General features: G+C 72.3%; 15 protein-coding genes and 1 pseudogene. 10 read left to right on the plus strand and 6 right to left on the minus strand.

Annotated features, from left to right (window positions below):
- From ACWGB8_RS17445 to ACWGB8_RS17465, 5 genes are all read left to right on the plus strand, one after another.
- Positions 1–391, plus strand: a 391-nt coding sequence (locus ACWGB8_RS17445) for a type IV toxin-antitoxin system AbiEi family antitoxin domain-containing protein (RefSeq protein ID WP_452214362.1), incomplete at its 5' end; no start/stop codon positions are given.
- Positions 392–441: 50 nt separating this feature from the next.
- The gene (locus ACWGB8_RS17450; RefSeq protein ID WP_452214363.1) at positions 442–1,110 is read left to right on the plus strand and encodes an AraC-like ligand-binding domain-containing protein; all 669 of its coding nucleotides are present in this window, start codon (positions 442–444) and stop codon (positions 1,108–1,110) included.
- 579 nt (positions 1,111–1,689) lie between these two features.
- On the plus strand, positions 1,690–2,109 hold the full coding sequence (locus ACWGB8_RS17455) for a hypothetical protein (RefSeq protein ID WP_452214364.1): 420 nt from the start codon (positions 1,690–1,692) through the stop codon (positions 2,107–2,109).
- 78 nt (positions 2,110–2,187) lie between these two features.
- On the plus strand, positions 2,188–2,865 hold the full coding sequence (locus ACWGB8_RS17460) for a hypothetical protein (protein ID WP_452214365.1): 678 nt from the start codon (positions 2,188–2,190) through the stop codon (positions 2,863–2,865).
- A 518-nt stretch (positions 2,866–3,383) separates the two neighbouring features.
- Positions 3,384–3,893 (plus strand): NUDIX domain-containing protein, encoded by a 510-nt coding sequence (locus ACWGB8_RS17465; RefSeq protein WP_452214366.1) that lies wholly within the window; start codon positions 3,384–3,386, stop codon positions 3,891–3,893.
- Positions 3,894–4,404: 511 nt separating this feature from the next.
- Here ACWGB8_RS17465 and ACWGB8_RS17470 read toward each other — a convergent pair.
- Both ACWGB8_RS17470 and ACWGB8_RS17475 read right to left on the minus strand, forming a co-directional pair.
- Positions 4,405–5,103, minus strand: a complete 699-nt coding sequence (locus tag ACWGB8_RS17470) for a hypothetical protein (RefSeq protein WP_452214367.1) — start codon at positions 5,101–5,103, stop codon at positions 4,405–4,407.
- Between the two features lie 30 nt (positions 5,104–5,133).
- Positions 5,134–5,490 carry a hypothetical protein gene (locus tag ACWGB8_RS17475; RefSeq protein WP_452214368.1) on the minus strand — a complete coding sequence of 119 codons (357 nt, stop codon included), beginning with the start codon at positions 5,488–5,490 and terminating at the stop codon, positions 5,134–5,136.
- Between ACWGB8_RS17475 and ACWGB8_RS17480 the strand changes: the two genes are divergently transcribed.
- The 4 genes from ACWGB8_RS17480 (at position 5,489) to ACWGB8_RS17495 (ending at position 9,624) form a co-directional block, all read left to right on the plus strand.
- Positions 5,489–5,914, plus strand: a complete 426-nt coding sequence (locus ACWGB8_RS17480; RefSeq protein WP_452214369.1) for a hypothetical protein — start codon at positions 5,489–5,491, stop codon at positions 5,912–5,914. The genes ACWGB8_RS17475 and ACWGB8_RS17480 overlap by 2 nt on opposite strands.
- A gap of 148 nt (positions 5,915–6,062) precedes the next feature.
- Positions 6,063–6,560, plus strand: coding sequence for a hypothetical protein (locus ACWGB8_RS17485; RefSeq protein WP_452214370.1), 498 nt, complete (start codon positions 6,063–6,065; stop codon positions 6,558–6,560).
- A 1,009-nt stretch (positions 6,561–7,569) separates the two neighbouring features.
- Positions 7,570–8,421 (plus strand): HEAT repeat domain-containing protein, encoded by an 852-nt coding sequence (locus ACWGB8_RS17490; protein WP_452214371.1) that lies wholly within the window; start codon positions 7,570–7,572, stop codon positions 8,419–8,421.
- Positions 8,422–8,739: 318 nt separating this feature from the next.
- Positions 8,740–9,624: a LysR family transcriptional regulator gene (locus tag ACWGB8_RS17495; protein WP_452214372.1), complete on the plus strand. Its 885-nt coding sequence runs from the start codon at positions 8,740–8,742 to the stop codon at positions 9,622–9,624.
- Between the two features lie 75 nt (positions 9,625–9,699).
- Here ACWGB8_RS17495 and ACWGB8_RS17500 read toward each other — a convergent pair whose 3' ends face one another.
- From ACWGB8_RS17500 to ACWGB8_RS17510, 3 genes are all read right to left on the minus strand, one after another.
- Positions 9,700–10,932 carry an MFS transporter gene (locus ACWGB8_RS17500; protein WP_452214373.1) on the minus strand — a complete coding sequence of 411 codons (1,233 nt, stop codon included), beginning with the start codon at positions 10,930–10,932 and terminating at the stop codon, positions 9,700–9,702.
- Positions 10,933–11,023: 91 nt separating this feature from the next.
- The gene (locus ACWGB8_RS17505) at positions 11,024–11,695 is read right to left on the minus strand and encodes an alpha/beta fold hydrolase (protein WP_452214374.1); all 672 of its coding nucleotides are present in this window, start codon (positions 11,693–11,695) and stop codon (positions 11,024–11,026) included.
- Complete coding sequence (locus ACWGB8_RS17510; RefSeq protein ID WP_452214375.1) at positions 11,695–12,648, minus strand: NADP-dependent oxidoreductase; 954 nt, start codon at positions 12,646–12,648, stop codon at positions 11,695–11,697. Before ACWGB8_RS17510 ends, ACWGB8_RS17505 begins: the two co-directional genes overlap by 1 nt.
- A 465-nt stretch (positions 12,649–13,113) precedes the next feature.
- Between ACWGB8_RS17510 and ACWGB8_RS17515 the strand changes: the two genes are divergently transcribed.
- Positions 13,114–13,302, plus strand: a complete 189-nt coding sequence (locus ACWGB8_RS17515; RefSeq protein ID WP_452214376.1) for a hypothetical protein — start codon at positions 13,114–13,116, stop codon at positions 13,300–13,302.
- Positions 13,303–14,071: 769 nt separating this feature from the next.
- On the opposite strand, the pseudogene ACWGB8_RS17520 reads toward ACWGB8_RS17515, so the two are convergent.
- Positions 14,072–14,512, minus strand: a pseudogene (locus tag ACWGB8_RS17520) (nuclear transport factor 2 family protein).
- Positions 14,513–14,818 lie beyond the last annotated feature (306 nt).

The following is a 14,818-nucleotide window of genomic DNA, read 5'->3' on the forward strand; positions in this document are numbered from 1 at the left end:
CACCGAACTCCTGCGGCTGTTGCAGGTCGAACACGACGAGACCGCCGCACGCGCCGACTACCTGCGCGAACAGATCGACCAACTCACCGGTGAACCGGACGAGGTAGAGGCCCGCCTCGCCGAGATCGTCACCACCGGCAAGGTCATCGGCGGCCTCGCCCCGCCCGACCACGAACCGGCCCCTGCGGAGACCGCCACCACCTACCAGCGCATCGTGACCGCCTTCAACGAGCATCCCGGGCGGGTCTTCCGGGTCCGCGACCTACACGAACTCCTCGGCCTGCCCACCGACGAGCCCTCGATCAACGTCACCCGCTCCCGCCTGGGACGACTCGTTCGTCAGGGACTCCTCGACCAACCCGGACGCGGCCGCTACCAGAAACGGACTTAACGTCCTCTGAGAATGTCCGAGCCAGGGGGCGCGAGTCGGGGAGGGCGAGCATGCTGGCCGAGTCGGTGTATCGAACCGAGGACGTGGAGCCGCCGGACCGCTTCGACTACTGGCGGCAACAACTCGCCCGGATGAGCGCGCCGTTCGAGGGCCGCACCGACCCCGACGACTTCCGGGCGGAGCTGCGCGTCGTGCCGCTCGGCGAGCTGCAGCTGTGGACCATGGAGTGTCAACCGATCCTTGTGCGCCGGTCGCCGCGGCTGGTCCGCCCGTCCGACTCCGAGCCGGACCATCTCTCGCCCCCGTTCGGCGACGCAGCGCCCGGGGCCCGGGCGGACGGTGGTGGCGAGTTCCGCCCACAGTGTCTTGTGCTGCAGGACTGCGCGCAGCCCGGCCTCCTCCGGGTCATCACCGACGATCCGCGACAGCGGACCTGCCGGGCCGGGGCGGTCGTGCCGCGGCAGGCGGTGCCATTGACGCCGGACAAGGACCGCAGGCTGACGGACCGTCGGATGCCGGGGCGCGAGGGGGTGGGAGCCCTACTTGTTCAGTTCCTCGCCGGTGTCGCCGCCGACACCGGCGTCTACCGGCGGCCCGCTCCCGGGCCGGGTCGCCGAAGTGCTGGAGGCCGGCGACGTCACCGCGGACCTCGCGGGCCGGCTCGCCGCCTACTGGACGACCGCCTGACCGTCCCGCCCCGCGTGCTGCCCGCCGGGTGATCCCGGTCACGGACAAACCGGGAGGACAAGGTGGTTGTCCTGGGCAAATCGGGCGGTACAACATCCTGGTCAAGGGTTTGGTCGAGGGGTGGGGCCAGACCGCGGACAAGGGGGCGGTGTGCAATGTCGGCGGCGCCCGGGCGCCTCGTCCGGGTGCCGGGGCCGGCCACCGCGCCGCTCCCGGCCTCCCGCTGACGGAAGGCCACTTCGATGACCGCCACCGCGCTTGCCGCACCTGACCCCGACGACGACCGGGCCGCCGACCACCACCAGGCAGGCCAGCCGGGCGAGGTCTCGCCCGGTGGGGACAACCGGCCCGCCGCCGCCCCCGCGGGCACCTCCTCCGGCACCTCCACGGCCCGCCCCACCGCCGCCCGCGTATCCGCAGGCCGGCGGCCCCGGGCAAGGGTTGCGGGGCGGGGCGACAACCCTCTTCTGCTCGCTGCTGACGTGCGGTGGAAGGGGGGTTCGACGTCGTCGGTGCGAGCGGGGGTCTTGGTGGCGCTGGCTCTGTTTCAGCGCTGCACCGCTCGTGAGATTTGGATGTTTGCGTGCGCGGGGCAGCGATGCGATCGCGCGGTGCGCGACGCCCTGCTGGACCTGTGGGAGGCGGGGAGGGTGCGCCAGGAGCTGCGGCTGCCGGACGGGCGCAAGCTGTGGTGTCTGACCGCGGCCGGCCGCCGCGAGGCTGCGGCCCTGCCCCCGGCCTGCGCCATGCCGTCGGCGCTGCGTCCGGAGAAGGAGGGGGCGGCGGCGGTGTTCTCCGAGCACGCCCTGGATGTCGCCGCGACCGCCGGCCTTCTCGCCAAGGGCGGCATCGGGCACCTGGTCGCGTTCTCAACCGAGGTCGAGCACCCGCTGCCCGGCCGCCGCTCGCTGTTCGCCGACCTGGTGCTGCGCGACGCCGGCGCGCAGGTGCCGCTGCTCCTAGTGGAGGTCGACCGGGAGAACGAGAGCACCGGCATGTTGGTGGACAAGCTCACCGCCTACCGCGCCTGATGCGAACTCCCCGCCAAGGGCACGACGAAGGCCGCCTTCGCCAAGGCTCTGGCCCGCTCCGGCGAGCGCACCCACGCTTTGCGCCTGTGGCCCGCCGTCTACCCGGCCACCGGCCGCGAGGGGTTGCCGCCGGTCGCCCTGGTCCTGGAGGCCGGCCTCAAGCGCACCCGCCGCCCAGGCAGCAAGCCGCTCACCCCCGAGCAGAAGGCGGAGCAGGCCAAACGGGACCACCAGCGGCTGCTGAACCGCATGGCCGAGGTCGAGGCCGCCACCGAGGCCATCTGGCACGCGCCCGTCTACCCCACGTCCTACGACACCGCCACCGTCCGCGACCACCACCGGGCCCTGCCGGTCGTGGCCACCACCCTGCCGCTGCTACGTCGCCTCGGCGCCGACGCCCCGGTGTGGCACCGCTTCGGCGGGGACGGCTGGCACACCCTCACTGACGCGCTCGACAACCCGGACGGCGACGAGCTGCTGGTCTTCGAGCAGGCCGCGGCGGATCGGGCCCGCCGGGCGTGGGAGGCGGCGGAGCGGGAGCGGCGCCGTCCGGCCTGCCGCCGCTGCTCGGCGAAGTTCTCGGACGAGCGGTGGGAGGAGAAGGAACGGGGCTGGAACGACGACGGGCTGTGCGCCGGCTGCCGCCACGACGTCGCCGAGCAGCAGGCCCGGGAGGAGGCCGAGTGGGAGCGGGCCGCCGCCGAAGCCGCGGCTGCCGAGGCGAAGCGCTCCCGCTCCTGGTGGCGCCGGTCCTGACCCGGCCTCACCCGCCGCAGGCCGTTGACCTGCGGTGGGGAGTTCAGGCACCACCGCTGACCTGAGGTGGTGAGTTTCGCCGTCCGGCCGGTGAGTTCCGTGCCCAGAGTGGTGGGTTTCGCTCCCGGGGTCCGGTGAGTTTGCCCGGCCCGGGCGGCGGCGGCCGGTGAGTTTCGGAGATACGCCTAGGTCAGAGGCCGGTGAGAGCGGGACCGCTCCCGCCCTCACCGCCCCGGGCTGCTCCGTCCGGGGGGCTGCCCGGTTGGACGGCCGCGCCGGGTGGGCAGAGCCTTCGACATGACGACACCTTCGGCCAGGCGCCGGCGTCGGCGCCGTCCGGCCCAGTTCGCCGTGCCCGTCCCCACTGCCCCAGTCCGCGCCGCGAGGCCGCCGACACCGGCCCGCCCGCGTACGGCCACCGGGTGCGACCGCGTCTGGCCGAGCGAGCACCTCACCCCGGGCGGAGTCGTCGTCCGCACCACCTGGCACGAGCCCGCCTGCCCGGCCTGGTCCCGCCGGTGACCACCCACGCGGCTCCCGAGCCGGCCCGCACCCGGGTCTGCGCCATCCTGCTCCACGACGGCCGTCTAGCCCTGATCCGGCGCGACCGCCCCGACGGCCTCCAGTACTCCCTGCCCGGCGGCCTCATCGAGAACGGCGAAGACCCGCACGCCGCGCTGCGCTGCGAACTGCTGGAGGAGCTGGGCCTGGACCTTGCCGAGCTGCCCGTTCCGCCGGTGCTGCGCTTCGTCCAGGACCAGGAGACCCGGCGCCTGGGCGACACGACGCTCGTCCGTCGTCGGCACATGGTCTTCACTGCCCACCTGCCCGGCCACGTCCACCGCACGGTCGCGGCCGCCGAGCAGGACGACCCGGGCCGGGCGCCGGTGGTGTGGCTGCCGCTCGCCGCGGCGGCCGGGCTCCACCTCTATCCGGCCGTCGGTCCCGTCCTCGATCGGGCTGCGGAGCCCGCCGCCGGCCCGGTGCTGCTGGCGCCGATGACGGGCGACTCCTACTGGTGGCGCTGACCGCCACCGCTCCCCGCCGCGGCGCTGACCCGGGGCGGGGGGCTTCGCTGCCCGGGCTGGTGAGTTCGCCCGGCCCGAGGTGGTGGCGACGCGGTGACTACCCGCGCCGTGTCTGCCGACTCGGATAAGGTTTCGGCCATGGGCTGGATCGCGGCCTTGCCGGGGGTGGCTTCGGCTGCTCGGGAAGGCAGAACAAGCGGTGGAAGAGGGGCGGCCCGTACGGGCCGCCCCTCCGTCGTTCCCGGGACGGGCGGCCCCACCTTGATGGTCACCCCCGCGCACGTCCCGCTCCTTGATGCCCGCTCCGGGCCTCGGCCCGACTCCTTGATGGTCACCCCGCCACCCGGCCGCACACCTAATTCCTTGTTAGCAGCCAGCGGGAGCCAGGGAGGCTACCGCCGACTGTTCGAGAGTTCTGGGGCCGTGACGCCTTCTCGCATCCGGGCCGGTGACGCCTTTGGGTAGACCGGCGCCGCCTCGGCGTTCGTGCGCGCGAGCCGCAACGCCGTCGTCACGACTCGTCCTCTCTCACCGGCGGATCGGCGAGCTCGGGGTAGAAGGCCCGTTCGGCCCGGCGCAACCGGTCGATCTGCAGCTGACCGGCGCCGCGACAGATAGGGCATACCCGCTGTTCCCGGCATTCCGGGCACCGTCGCCGCAGTCCGGCGTCATTCAGCACCCAGCTGAGGCCACTGCAGGCCGGGCACCAGCCGAGCCCGTCGCACTCGTAACAGAGCACATGACCCGGTTCGACCGTTTCCGCCGTGCGAACGGGGTCGGGGCGCTCCGGCGCTTGTGGGGCCCGCAGGGCCACCGTCGGTGTGACGCCGGCATAGACGACATCGCCGGTGGCGGGCCAGACGCGGACATCGATCCGGAACCCGGCACGGCTCCCGGTCACCACAACCCGCGGCGCGACCGTATCGGCACGACGTTCCTCGACGATGTCGAAGCCGCCGGTGGTGAAGGCCCCGACGGTGCGGCGAACGGCCTCGTCGGCGGAGACGTCGGCGTCGAGGCCGGTCTGCGTCCGCAGCACAAATCGGTAGCGCAGCGGATCGGTCCATTCGGCGACCTCAGGTGCATCGGGCAGCGCGGACTCGGGGATCACCGCCTCAGACGTGACCTGCGCGGCGATGGTCCGCACCTGCGCGAGCAGCGTACGGCCGAGCCGGCGTAGTTCCATGTCGGTTGCGGGAACCTCAGACATCCATCCTCCGACCACGAACCCTGGCCTGCGTCATTCGACGGTCGACTCCACGCCGATCGCCGCGCCCGCGGCGTCGGCCTCGGCGTAATCGACGGAGCAGTCCAGCCCGGCCACCGTGCAGGCCCCGGCGAGCACCGCCAGCCGCTCCGCCGCCCTGGCCGGTTCCGCTTCCACGATTCCCTCGAGCAGATAGAAGGAATCACCGGAGCCGGGCGCGCCGGCCTCGTAGGAGTACACCTCGATGGTGTCGTCGCGGTAGGTCGTCTCGTATCCGGTCCGCCGCACGGCCATCGATAGTTCCGGTCGTACGAGCCAGTCACGCAGGAGCGCGATCACCGCCTCTTGACTGTCCGTCGCAACGTCGGCGTGGAAGGTTGTGCGGGCCATGAACCGAGCATGCCATGCCGCATCGTCCGCGGCAGCAGCCCGGGCGGAGCCCGCCGGCGGGGTGGCGGTGCCGGACCTGGCGCTCGGCGAGACCACCGGCTCGGTACCGCCCACCCTGCGCGGCCTGGGCGACCCGCACCGCGACTACACCCTCGGCGACGGCCTGGTCCACCTCACCTGGCCCGGCCGCTCCGACGCCCAGGCCCTCGAACAGGGCGGACACCTCGCCAGCTGGACCGAGGTCTACGACCAGCCCGGCAACTCGGCCGCCCTCATCGCCGGACGCCCCGTCGCCGACGCCGCCGACAACGCCCCCCTGCTGTCCACCAACCCCACCGACGCCCTCACCCTGCTGCGCCTGGCCCTCGACCAGGGCCTGGCCGCCGACGGCTCGGTCCGGCCGCTCCCACGCGCCCACGGGTGATCCCGGTCACGGACAAACCGGGAGGACAAGGTGGTTGCCCTGGGCAAACCGGGCAGGACAACCGCGGTGGGGGCCCGCCCGACCGGGCCCGGAGCGGTTGATGGTCGGGCTGGGCATCGTCGCGACGAGACCGAGGGAGACCCACACAGTGAGAGTGCCGCTGCTGCTGCCGCACGGCCCGTACATCGACGCCGTGGTCCGGGCGATCGGCGAGGCCGGGTACCCGGCCGGTCCGGACTCCTTCACCGAGTACGACAGCTCGGACGGCGAGCTGATGTGGCTGGAGGCGTTCATCGACCTCGGCCTCGGCGAGGACGACCAGGACGAGGACGGGGAGGAGCCGGTGCGGACCGGGCTCGCCTGGAAGCAGACCATCGGCCGGCTCGTCGGCGACTACGACGGGCGAGGCCGCTACGAGCACATCCAGAAGGTCTTCGCGGACGGCTGCGTGCTGCCGGCCCCGGGCGCGGTCGCCGCCTTCGTGCGGGACTGGTTCAACGGCGGCACCGGGTGGCCCACGCCGGCCGCCAACGACACCACGCCCACCGGCGGCCCGCTGCCGGGCCCGGTCGCCGAGGCCCTGGAGGCCGGCGACGTCACCGCGGACCTCGCGCGCCGGCTCGCCGCCTACTGGACGACTGCCTGACCACCGCCCGCGTGCTGCTGACCTGAGGTGATCCCGGTCACGGACATATCGGGAGGACAAGGTGGTTGTCCTGGGCAAACCGGGCGGGACAAGGGGGTTGGTCAAGGGGTGGGGTCAGGCCGCGGACAAGGGGGCGGTGTGCAATGTCGGCGGCACCCGGGCGCTTCGTCCGGGTGCCGGGGCCGGCCACCGTGCCGCTCCCGGCCTTGCCCTGACGGAAGGCCACCTCGATGACCGCCACCACGCTCGCCCAACCCGACCCCGACGACGGCGACCAGGCCGCCGACCACCACCGGCCAGAGCGGCCGGGCGAGGCCTCGCCCGGCGGGGACAACCGGCCCGCCGCCACCCTCACGGGCACCTCCGTCCCCACCTCCACGCCCCTGGTGCCCGGGACCGGCGTTTCCGCAGCTCAGGAAGCGAGGTCAAGGGGGCCTGGTGCGTGGCGACAACCCTTCTCCCCCTGCTGCTGAGGCGCGGTGGAAGGGCGGACTCGACGGAACCGGTCAGGATGGGTGTCCTGGTGTCGCTCGGCCTGTTCCAGCGCGCCACCGCGAGGGAGCTCTGGCCTCTGGTCCTGCCAGGACAGCGCAACGACAAGGCGACCCGCGACGCCCTGGTCGACTGGAGGCCGCCGGAGGGTGCGGGAGGAGCTGCGCTTGCCGAACCGCCGCAAGCTCTGGTGCCTGACCGCGGCCGGGCGCCGCGAAGCCGCGCGGCTCGTCCCGGCCGGCACGAAGCTCGCGGCGCTGCGTCCCGAGCGGGACGGCCGCGAAGCGGCGTTCTCCGAGCACGCCCTGGACGTCGTCGCCACCGCAGGCCGGCTTGGTGGCGGCGTCGGAGTCAGGCAGGCGCACGAGGTCGGCCTGCCGCTGGGGGCCGATCGGTTGCCGGTGGCGGGACATGGTGAAGGCACGCAGAGAGTCGTGCCCAGGCTCAGTCTCCGGCAGAGGCGCAAGGAGGGGTGCGTCCGGGGAAGGACGACAGGGGGCTTGCGTAGGGTGGGGGAGTGACGACGAGGGACGGGTCCGCCGGGGTGGAACGTACGGAGCTGCTGCTCGCGTGGAGTGAACTGGATGCAGCGTTGGAAGGGGCGATCGAGCGCGGACCGGGACTCCGCAGCCAGCTCGAGCCGCTGGTGGAGCGCCTGCGGACGTCGGCGGCCGCGTTCCTCGGACCTGAACTCGAACGCCGGCTCGCCTACTACGTTGATGCGGATAACTCCTTCGCCCGGGACCGAATCGCCCATGTCCTGGCAGGCGCCTGCGGAGAAGCGGCCCTTCCCGCCCTGCTGCGCGCCAGCGTCGGGGACCGCAACGATGACGGCGACACCCTGCAGGGCGACCTTCTCGACCTGTTGTCCGCCTGGCCCGAGCCCGCGCACCGGTTGCTGATCGAATGCGTGGTCTCGGACGATCCCGGGATGCGGCGGGTGGGTCTGTGGGGTCTGAGCGTCACTGATTTCGGAGGGGCGAGGTACTTCGACGTCTTTGTCGAGGCGGCGGTCGACCCGGATCCCGGGGTGCGGGCGGATGTGATGAGTTCCCTCGGCAGCATCGTCGGCGTGGGTGACCCCCGACGTGCTCGGGCCGTCCTGATGGACGGCATCGGAGATCCGGCCCCTGAGGTGCGGACGGCTGCCGTGCACGCCCTCGGCTCAACGTACGACCGGTCGGTCACCGACCTGCTGGTGGCCCGCGCCGAGGACGCCGACCACTGGGTCCGGTACGCCGCCGCCTGGGCGCTGGCCCGCCGTCCTGGTCCGGCGGTCCGCACTGCTCTCGAACGGCTCACCGACGACGAAGACGCCGACGTCCGGGAAGCCGCGCGCACGGTCCTGGAACTTCCGGCCGAGCGGTGACCTTCCGCGCGTCGAGCCGAAGCCCGATGAAGCTCGGTGAGACAGCGGCGGCAGCGCGGGGGACGACCGTCCCAGCTCCCGCCCGGCCCGGTCTCGGGTGAACATCGTGCCTGCCGACTCTGGCGGGCGCCTGCGGCCGGCTCGATCCAGGGGATGAGCTGCCACTGTCCCTTGACAGCCGATCGCCGTACTATCAGCGCTTCCCTGATTCAGCCGGGGGGATGACGTGTCGACCACTCATCCGTTCTGCTGCGCAGGCGATCAGGCCGCCATCAGGACGAGACTGTTCGGCGGGAATCACGAGTGCGGGGAGTGGCAGTGCTGTTGGAACGCACCGAGGTGCAGACCTTCCTGGCTCTGGCTGAGGAGCTGCATTTCGGCCGGGTCGCCGAGCAGCTGGGTCTGACGACCGGCCGGGTCAGCCAGACCATCAAGAAGCTGGAACGGCGCATCGGCGCGCCGCTGTTCGACCGGAACACCCGGCAGGTCAGACTGACTCCCCTCGGCCGCGACCTGGCGGCGGAGTTGGCTCCGATGGTGGCCGGCATGGACGAGGCGGTGCTGCGGGCGACCGAGCGTGCGCGCGGGACGACGGGCCTGCTGCGGGCCGGGTTCCTGGGGGCGGCGGCCGGGCAGTTGCTCCTCAAGGCCCTCGAACTGTTCACGGCCCGCCACCCCGACTGCAAGGTGACGATCCACGAGAGCCAGATCCACGACGCCATGACGCGGTTGCACAACGCCGAGTTGGACGTCATCATCACCGCATTCCCCGTCTCCCAGGCGGTCGCCGGGCCGGTTCTGCTGTCGGAGGCCCGGGTCCTGGCCGTTCCGACGGGGTCGCTGCTTGCGGCGCACGCGTCGGTGTCCATCGAGGTGCTTGCCGAGCACCCCGTGATCCAGCTCCCGCACGACATGCCGCAGGAGCTGCGTCACGAACGCACACCCACCCACACGCCCGCGGGCAGGCCCGTGCCGTGCGGGCCCATGGCGGCGACCTTCCCCGAGGTCCTGGCGCTGGTCGCCGCGGGGCAGGGCGTCTTCCCGGTCGGTGAGCACGCCCGGCGGTTCTACCCGCGCCCGGACGTCGCCTACGTGGCCTTCAACGACGCGGCTCCGGTCCGGTGGGGGCCGGTCTGGCTGGAGAGCAACATGAGCATGCGTCTGCGTGCGTTCGTCCAAGCGGCCGTGGATGCCAACACCTGACGTTCCCAAGGCGGCAGTCATCGCGATCCGCGGATTCCGTGGGCCCCGGGTGCCCTGCATGAACCGGATGACGGGCTATGGCGGTGAACCGGCGTCGGCCGTCGCCGCGGGGTGACGGGTGTGGGGCCGGGCGCGGGGTCTGGTGCGCTCGGCCCAGCGGACGGCCGGCCCCATGGCGATCCCCGCGGCGAAGAGGGCACCGAGCAGGAGCCAGCCGGGAGCGCCCCAGCCGAGGACCACGGTGGCCAGGACCAGTGGTCCGAGCATTCGGGCGACGGCCTGCCCGGTGGCGAAGAAGCCCTGGTACTGGCCCTGCTTGTCGGCGGGAGCCAGCCCGAAGCTGATCTCCCAGGCTCCCGAGGCGAGCATCATCTCGCCGAGGACCTGGAGACCTGCCGCCACCGTGAGGACCAGTACGGCGCTCCAGGCGGCGGAGCCGACCCCCGAGAGGGCGAAGACGGCGCAGGCGGCGAGCATGACGATGCCCGCGTGCCGTACGGTTCGTGCGGCGCTCCGCAGGCCTTGCACCCGCCGTGCGACCCGGACCTGGAAGGCGACCACACTGAGGGTGTTGAGCACCAGCAGCGCGGAGACCGTCCACGCCGGCGCCCGGGTCTGCTGTACGATCCACAGCGGGATCACCAGGCTGATCAGCGGCATGTAGAACAGCATCACCGCATGGATGGCGGTGACGACCGCGTACGGGCGATCACGCAGCGCCGAAAGTTGGGGCTCGCCCGGCTCCGCCCGCGACGGGGCGAGCACGGGCAGGCGGCTCAGCACGAGCGCCGCGGTCAGGAAGCCCACGGTGTCCACCACGAAGACGGCCCGGTAGGCCTTGCGGGTGCCGCACTGCAGGGCGAGGCCACCAAGGGCGGCGCCGACGGCCAAACCGGCGTTCGCGGTGGACTGCAGGAAGGCGCGCACCTCGGTGCGCCGGCCCTGTTCCACCAGCCCGGCCAGCAGTGCCTGCCGGGCCGCGGTCAGCCCGCACTGGCAGCTCGCGTACAGCACCGCGGCCACGGCGAACAGCGGGAAGGAGCGTACGAACAGGAACGACGCCACCGCGAGCGCCGTGGCCAGCGCCAGCACCACGGCGGTGCCGCGCGAGCCGCGCCGGTCGGCCAGGTTCCCCAGGGCAACCCCGACCACGGAGCCGACCGCCCAGCCCAGGGTCAGGCCAAGGCCGATCTGGGCCGGGGTCAGGCCCACGACCTGGGAGAAGTAGAGGGCGGACGTGACGTAGTAGGCGCCGTCCCCGATCGAGTTCAGCAGCTGGGCCAGCGCCAGCACCCGCGGCGGCTTCATGCGGTCCCCCGGGGAGCCGGGACCGTGCAGGTGATCGTGTCGATCCGGTCCCGGGGGACCGAACGCTTCTTCGCTACTCCGGGCGCCTTGCTCATCGTGCGCTCTGGAGGAGGATCTTGAGGAGTTCGTCGGGGGCGTCACCCATGACGTTGTGGCCGGAGCGGACGGCGTGGACCCGCCAGGAGGGATCGGCCAGCAGGCTGCGGTAGAGGGGCTCGAACGGGGACGGGGTCTGCCAGCCGGTGGCGTAGATGTAGTCCTTGCTGGCGAACGCCGACAGATCGTGCCGCAGGCGGACGGCCTGGAGGAGGGAGGCCAGGGGATGGGCGGTGGCGCGCGGGTCGAAGAAGGGCAGGGGCGCGCTGGAGTAGCCGGTCCGGTCGACGCCGTTGAGGTACCAGTCGCGCTCCTGCTCCGTGACCAGGGACCAGCACGAGTCGCCGTCCCGGGGCACCATGGCGTCGACGTAGACCAGGCCGCTCACCCGCTCGGGGACCCGGTCGGCGGCTCCCGTGATGACCATGCCGCCATAGCTGTGCCCGACCAGGACGGCGTCGGTGATCTGCTCGTCCTCCAGCAGGTTCAGCACGTCCTGCAGATGAGTGTCGAGGTTGACGGTGCCGGTGAGCAGGTGCTTGCGCTCGCCCAGACCGGTGAGGGTGACGGCGTGGGCCCGGTGGCCGTGTTCGCGCAGTCGTCGGGCCAGCGGCTGGAACGTCCAGGCGCCGTGCCAGGCGCCGGGGACCAGCACGAAGGTCGCCATCAGCCCTGCCCCACCGTCAGGACGATCTTGCCGCGGGTCCGGCCGCTCTGGGCCAGCTCGTGTGCCTCGGCCGCCCGCTCCAAGAGCAGGCAGGCGGCGATCTCGGGGCGCAGCAGGCCTGCCTCGACGAGGGAGGCGAGCTGCAGCAGGCCCTCCCGGTCGGCTTCGACGATCATGAACTGGGCGCGGAGCCCGAGCGGCCGTGCCTCTCGGGCGAGTGCTGCTTCGGCCGGGGAGACGAGCGAGGCGACGATGCCGCCGGGGCGCAGGGTCTTCAGTGTGCGCGGCCCGTACTCGCCGCCGATGGTGTCGATGGCGATGTCGACGTCGCGGACTGCGGAGGTGAAGTCGGTCTGGGTGTAGTCGATGACCTCGTCGGCGCCCAGGCTGCGCACGAAGGCGTGGTTGGCGGTTCGGGCGGTGCCGATGACGTGGGCGCCGCGCGCTTTGGCGATCTGGACGGCCAGGTGTCCGACGCCGCCCGCCGCGGCGTGGATCAGCACGCGGTGTCCGGGGCGTACGTCGGCGGTGTCGACCAGGGCCTGCCAGGCGGTGAGGCCGGCCAGGGGCAGGGCGGCGGCTTGGGTGTGGGTGAGTTGGGACGGCTTGTGGACCAGGTGGCGGGCCGGGGAGGTGACGTACTGGGCGTAGGTTCCCGCGGGTTGCGGGTGGCGCGGCATGCCGAACACCTCGTCGCCGGGTGCCAGGGTGGTGACACCCGGTCCGACGGCTTCCACCACGCCCGACACGTCCCAGCCGAGCCTGATGGGGGTGTCGGTACCTGACAGTCCGCTGCTGGAGCGGTGCCAGAGGTCGGTGGGGTTCACTGCGGCCGCCACGACCCGCACGAGTACCTCGGCAGGTCCGGCCTCAGGCCGCTCCGCCTCCACCGTCCTCAACACGTCGGGACCGCCGTAGCGGTCCTGGCCGATCGCCGTCATCGTCTTGGTCATGGTTCACCTGTTCCAGCCGGTCGGGACAACTGACGACCACTCAACCGGCCTGCGACACAGGCCATCAAGCAACGATCGGGACATCGCTGTTTAGCGAAACTCAAAAGCGCGGGGTTGACGGCGTCGTCGGAACACGAGGAGCTGCAGGCCTTCCCGGCACTGGCCGGGGCTGAAGTACCTCGGCCGAGTCGCTGACCAGTTCGGCCCGACGCCGTGAAGCTGGAACGCTGAGAGTGCGGCGGCCGCCGCGACCGGGGCGCGCGTTCGGTGCCGTGGCGCGGGCACGGTCGGGCGTTCAGTGCGGGTGTGCTTCTGAATTGCGGCGCGGCGCCGCGAGCCGGGTGTCGTCTTTGCTGTCCTGGGCGCCGGGTAGGTTGCCCGGATGACTGACATGGACCCGTTGGTACCCGTTCTCGCTGGGCTGTCGTCGACACCCTCTGGTTTCTCGACAGCTGCGACGACGAGGTGGATCCCGACTCCGCGGTGAAGATGATGGAGAGCGTGGCCGGGGTGCTGAAGCGGCTGCCGGAGGACCAACTCGACCGGTTCCTGCTGACGCTCAGGGGCCTGGCCGATGCTGAGTCGGACCCGCAGCGGATGGAGTTCCTGGAGTCGCTCCCCGGTGATTTCGGCCTGGTCGACGACGAAGACTGAGCGCTGGCCGGGCTCGGCTCGGCGCGACCTGAAGCCCGACCGGGCTGGGTGCCCGGCTGCAGGCCGTGGGTCTCCCTGCGGCGGATCGGCTTGCCCCGGTTGGGCTCGCCCCGGTGGCCCGGGATCGACAGCAGGTCGCCCTCGGTGAAGTGGCCCACGGTCGCGGCGGCGCCCAGTGTCCGGTCGACATCCGCGGTGCCGTGCAGTCCGGTTAGGGCGATGGAACCGGCCATCTTCGCCCGGATCTAACTTCCCCGCCCTGCCGCTGCCATCCTCGCCCTACACCGCCGATCTCCCAAGGGGCCCGGGGCCGGCCTGCCTGCGCGCTATTGTCGCCGCCCTGGGCCCGTCCGCCACACCAACAACGTAGGACCGCCTGACCGCCGACTCGTCGGGCAGGAAGTGGCGTTGGAGCAGTTCATCGAGGTCCTGCCGCGGGTGCTGGTCTGGGACCAGGTCCGCGGCTGGCGAGCCTCCCACCGACGGGCGGTCCGCCCCGGGTGCCGGCAACGGCAAGGGCTACGACCGGGCCGGACACCGCGTCGGGGTGCTCTCGCCAGCCAGTCAGCACGTTACGGGTGTTCAGCGCGGCCAGGACGCTCTCGCAAGGCGGGGCAACGTCGAGCTGCAGGGCGATGTCGGTCGGTCGCGGCGCTCGCGGAGCTTGTCGCGGGTCGGCGGCGCTGTCTCGGATCCCCGCGCTCGCCTCCTGTCCGGTGGGGGCAGATGAGGGGGCGTGACCGGCGACCGTGGAGCTGGCGTGCGCCGGCTAGCGCGGAGCGGCGCAGGCATCGGCAATGGCCTGGGTGTCCCAGTAGAACGGGCGGACCTCGGTGATCTGTCCGTCCTTGACCGTGATCGTCTGCAGGATGGGGAAGCTGAGTTAGCGGCCGGTCGTCCGCGCGCGAGCACGGACCTGCGTGAGCACAACTGCTGTCTGCCCGGTGGCAAGGAATTCCTGCTCGACCATGTCGAACGTCTCCCATGTCTGTCCCATCGCGAGGAAGAACTGCGCCATTCCGCCGTGCCCTCGCCACATACCTCCGTAGGGCAGGGCGTCCGCTTGGTGCAGCTCGACATCCGGTGCGAAGAAGGGGGCGAGTATGTCGAATGAGGCCTCACCGGGGCCTCCTGCCGCCAGATACTGCGCCTCGGCCGCATACATGCCGCTGAGGATCGTCTTTGCGTCGGTCGTGGGAGACATCGTCATGCCGTCAGCGTGCCCGGAACAGAGCCGTCCTGCTGGCGGAGATCGGACATCGCGGTGCGGTCCGGCCGGCATCCTCGCAACTCCCCAGGGCGCGCCACGCCGTCACGGGCCGGGCGGCAGCCGACCACTGCGCCTCGCCGGCCGATCCGGGCAGATGCGAGCGAAGGGGTGACGGCCCTCAACGGCACGCCGCCGCAGGCCCGGGGTCAATCCGCCCGCGCCACACTTCGCAGAGCCCCTGCAAGCAGGAACCTCTCCAACGTCGGCAGCAGGCGTGTCGCGCGTCCTGTGATCCCGGGGTCGAGA

The sequence above is a fragment of the Kitasatospora sp. NPDC054939 genome, assembly GCF_053610105.1.

What these genes read in the sequence shown, in the direction of transcription:
- ACWGB8_RS17450 (WP_452214363.1), top strand. Translation starts at nt 442, where the DNA reads ATGCTGGCCGAGTCGGTGTATCGAACCGAGGACGTGGAGCCGCCGGAC.
- ACWGB8_RS17470 (WP_452214367.1), bottom strand. Translation starts at nt 5,103, where the DNA reads ATGTCTGAGGTTCCCGCAACCGACATGGAACTACGCCGGCTCGGCCGT.
- ACWGB8_RS17480 (WP_452214369.1), top strand. Translation starts at nt 5,489, where the DNA reads ATGAACCGAGCATGCCATGCCGCATCGTCCGCGGCAGCAGCCCGGGCG.
- ACWGB8_RS17475 (WP_452214368.1), bottom strand. Translation starts at nt 5,490, where the DNA reads ATGGCCCGCACAACCTTCCACGCCGACGTTGCGACGGACAGTCAAGAG.
- ACWGB8_RS17500 (WP_452214373.1), bottom strand. Translation starts at nt 10,932, where the DNA reads ATGAAGCCGCCGCGGGTGCTGGCGCTGGCCCAGCTGCTGAACTCGATC.
- ACWGB8_RS17505 (WP_452214374.1), bottom strand. Translation starts at nt 11,695, where the DNA reads ATGGCGACCTTCGTGCTGGTCCCCGGCGCCTGGCACGGCGCCTGGACG.
- ACWGB8_RS17510 (WP_452214375.1), bottom strand. Translation starts at nt 12,648, where the DNA reads ATGACCAAGACGATGACGGCGATCGGCCAGGACCGCTACGGCGGTCCC.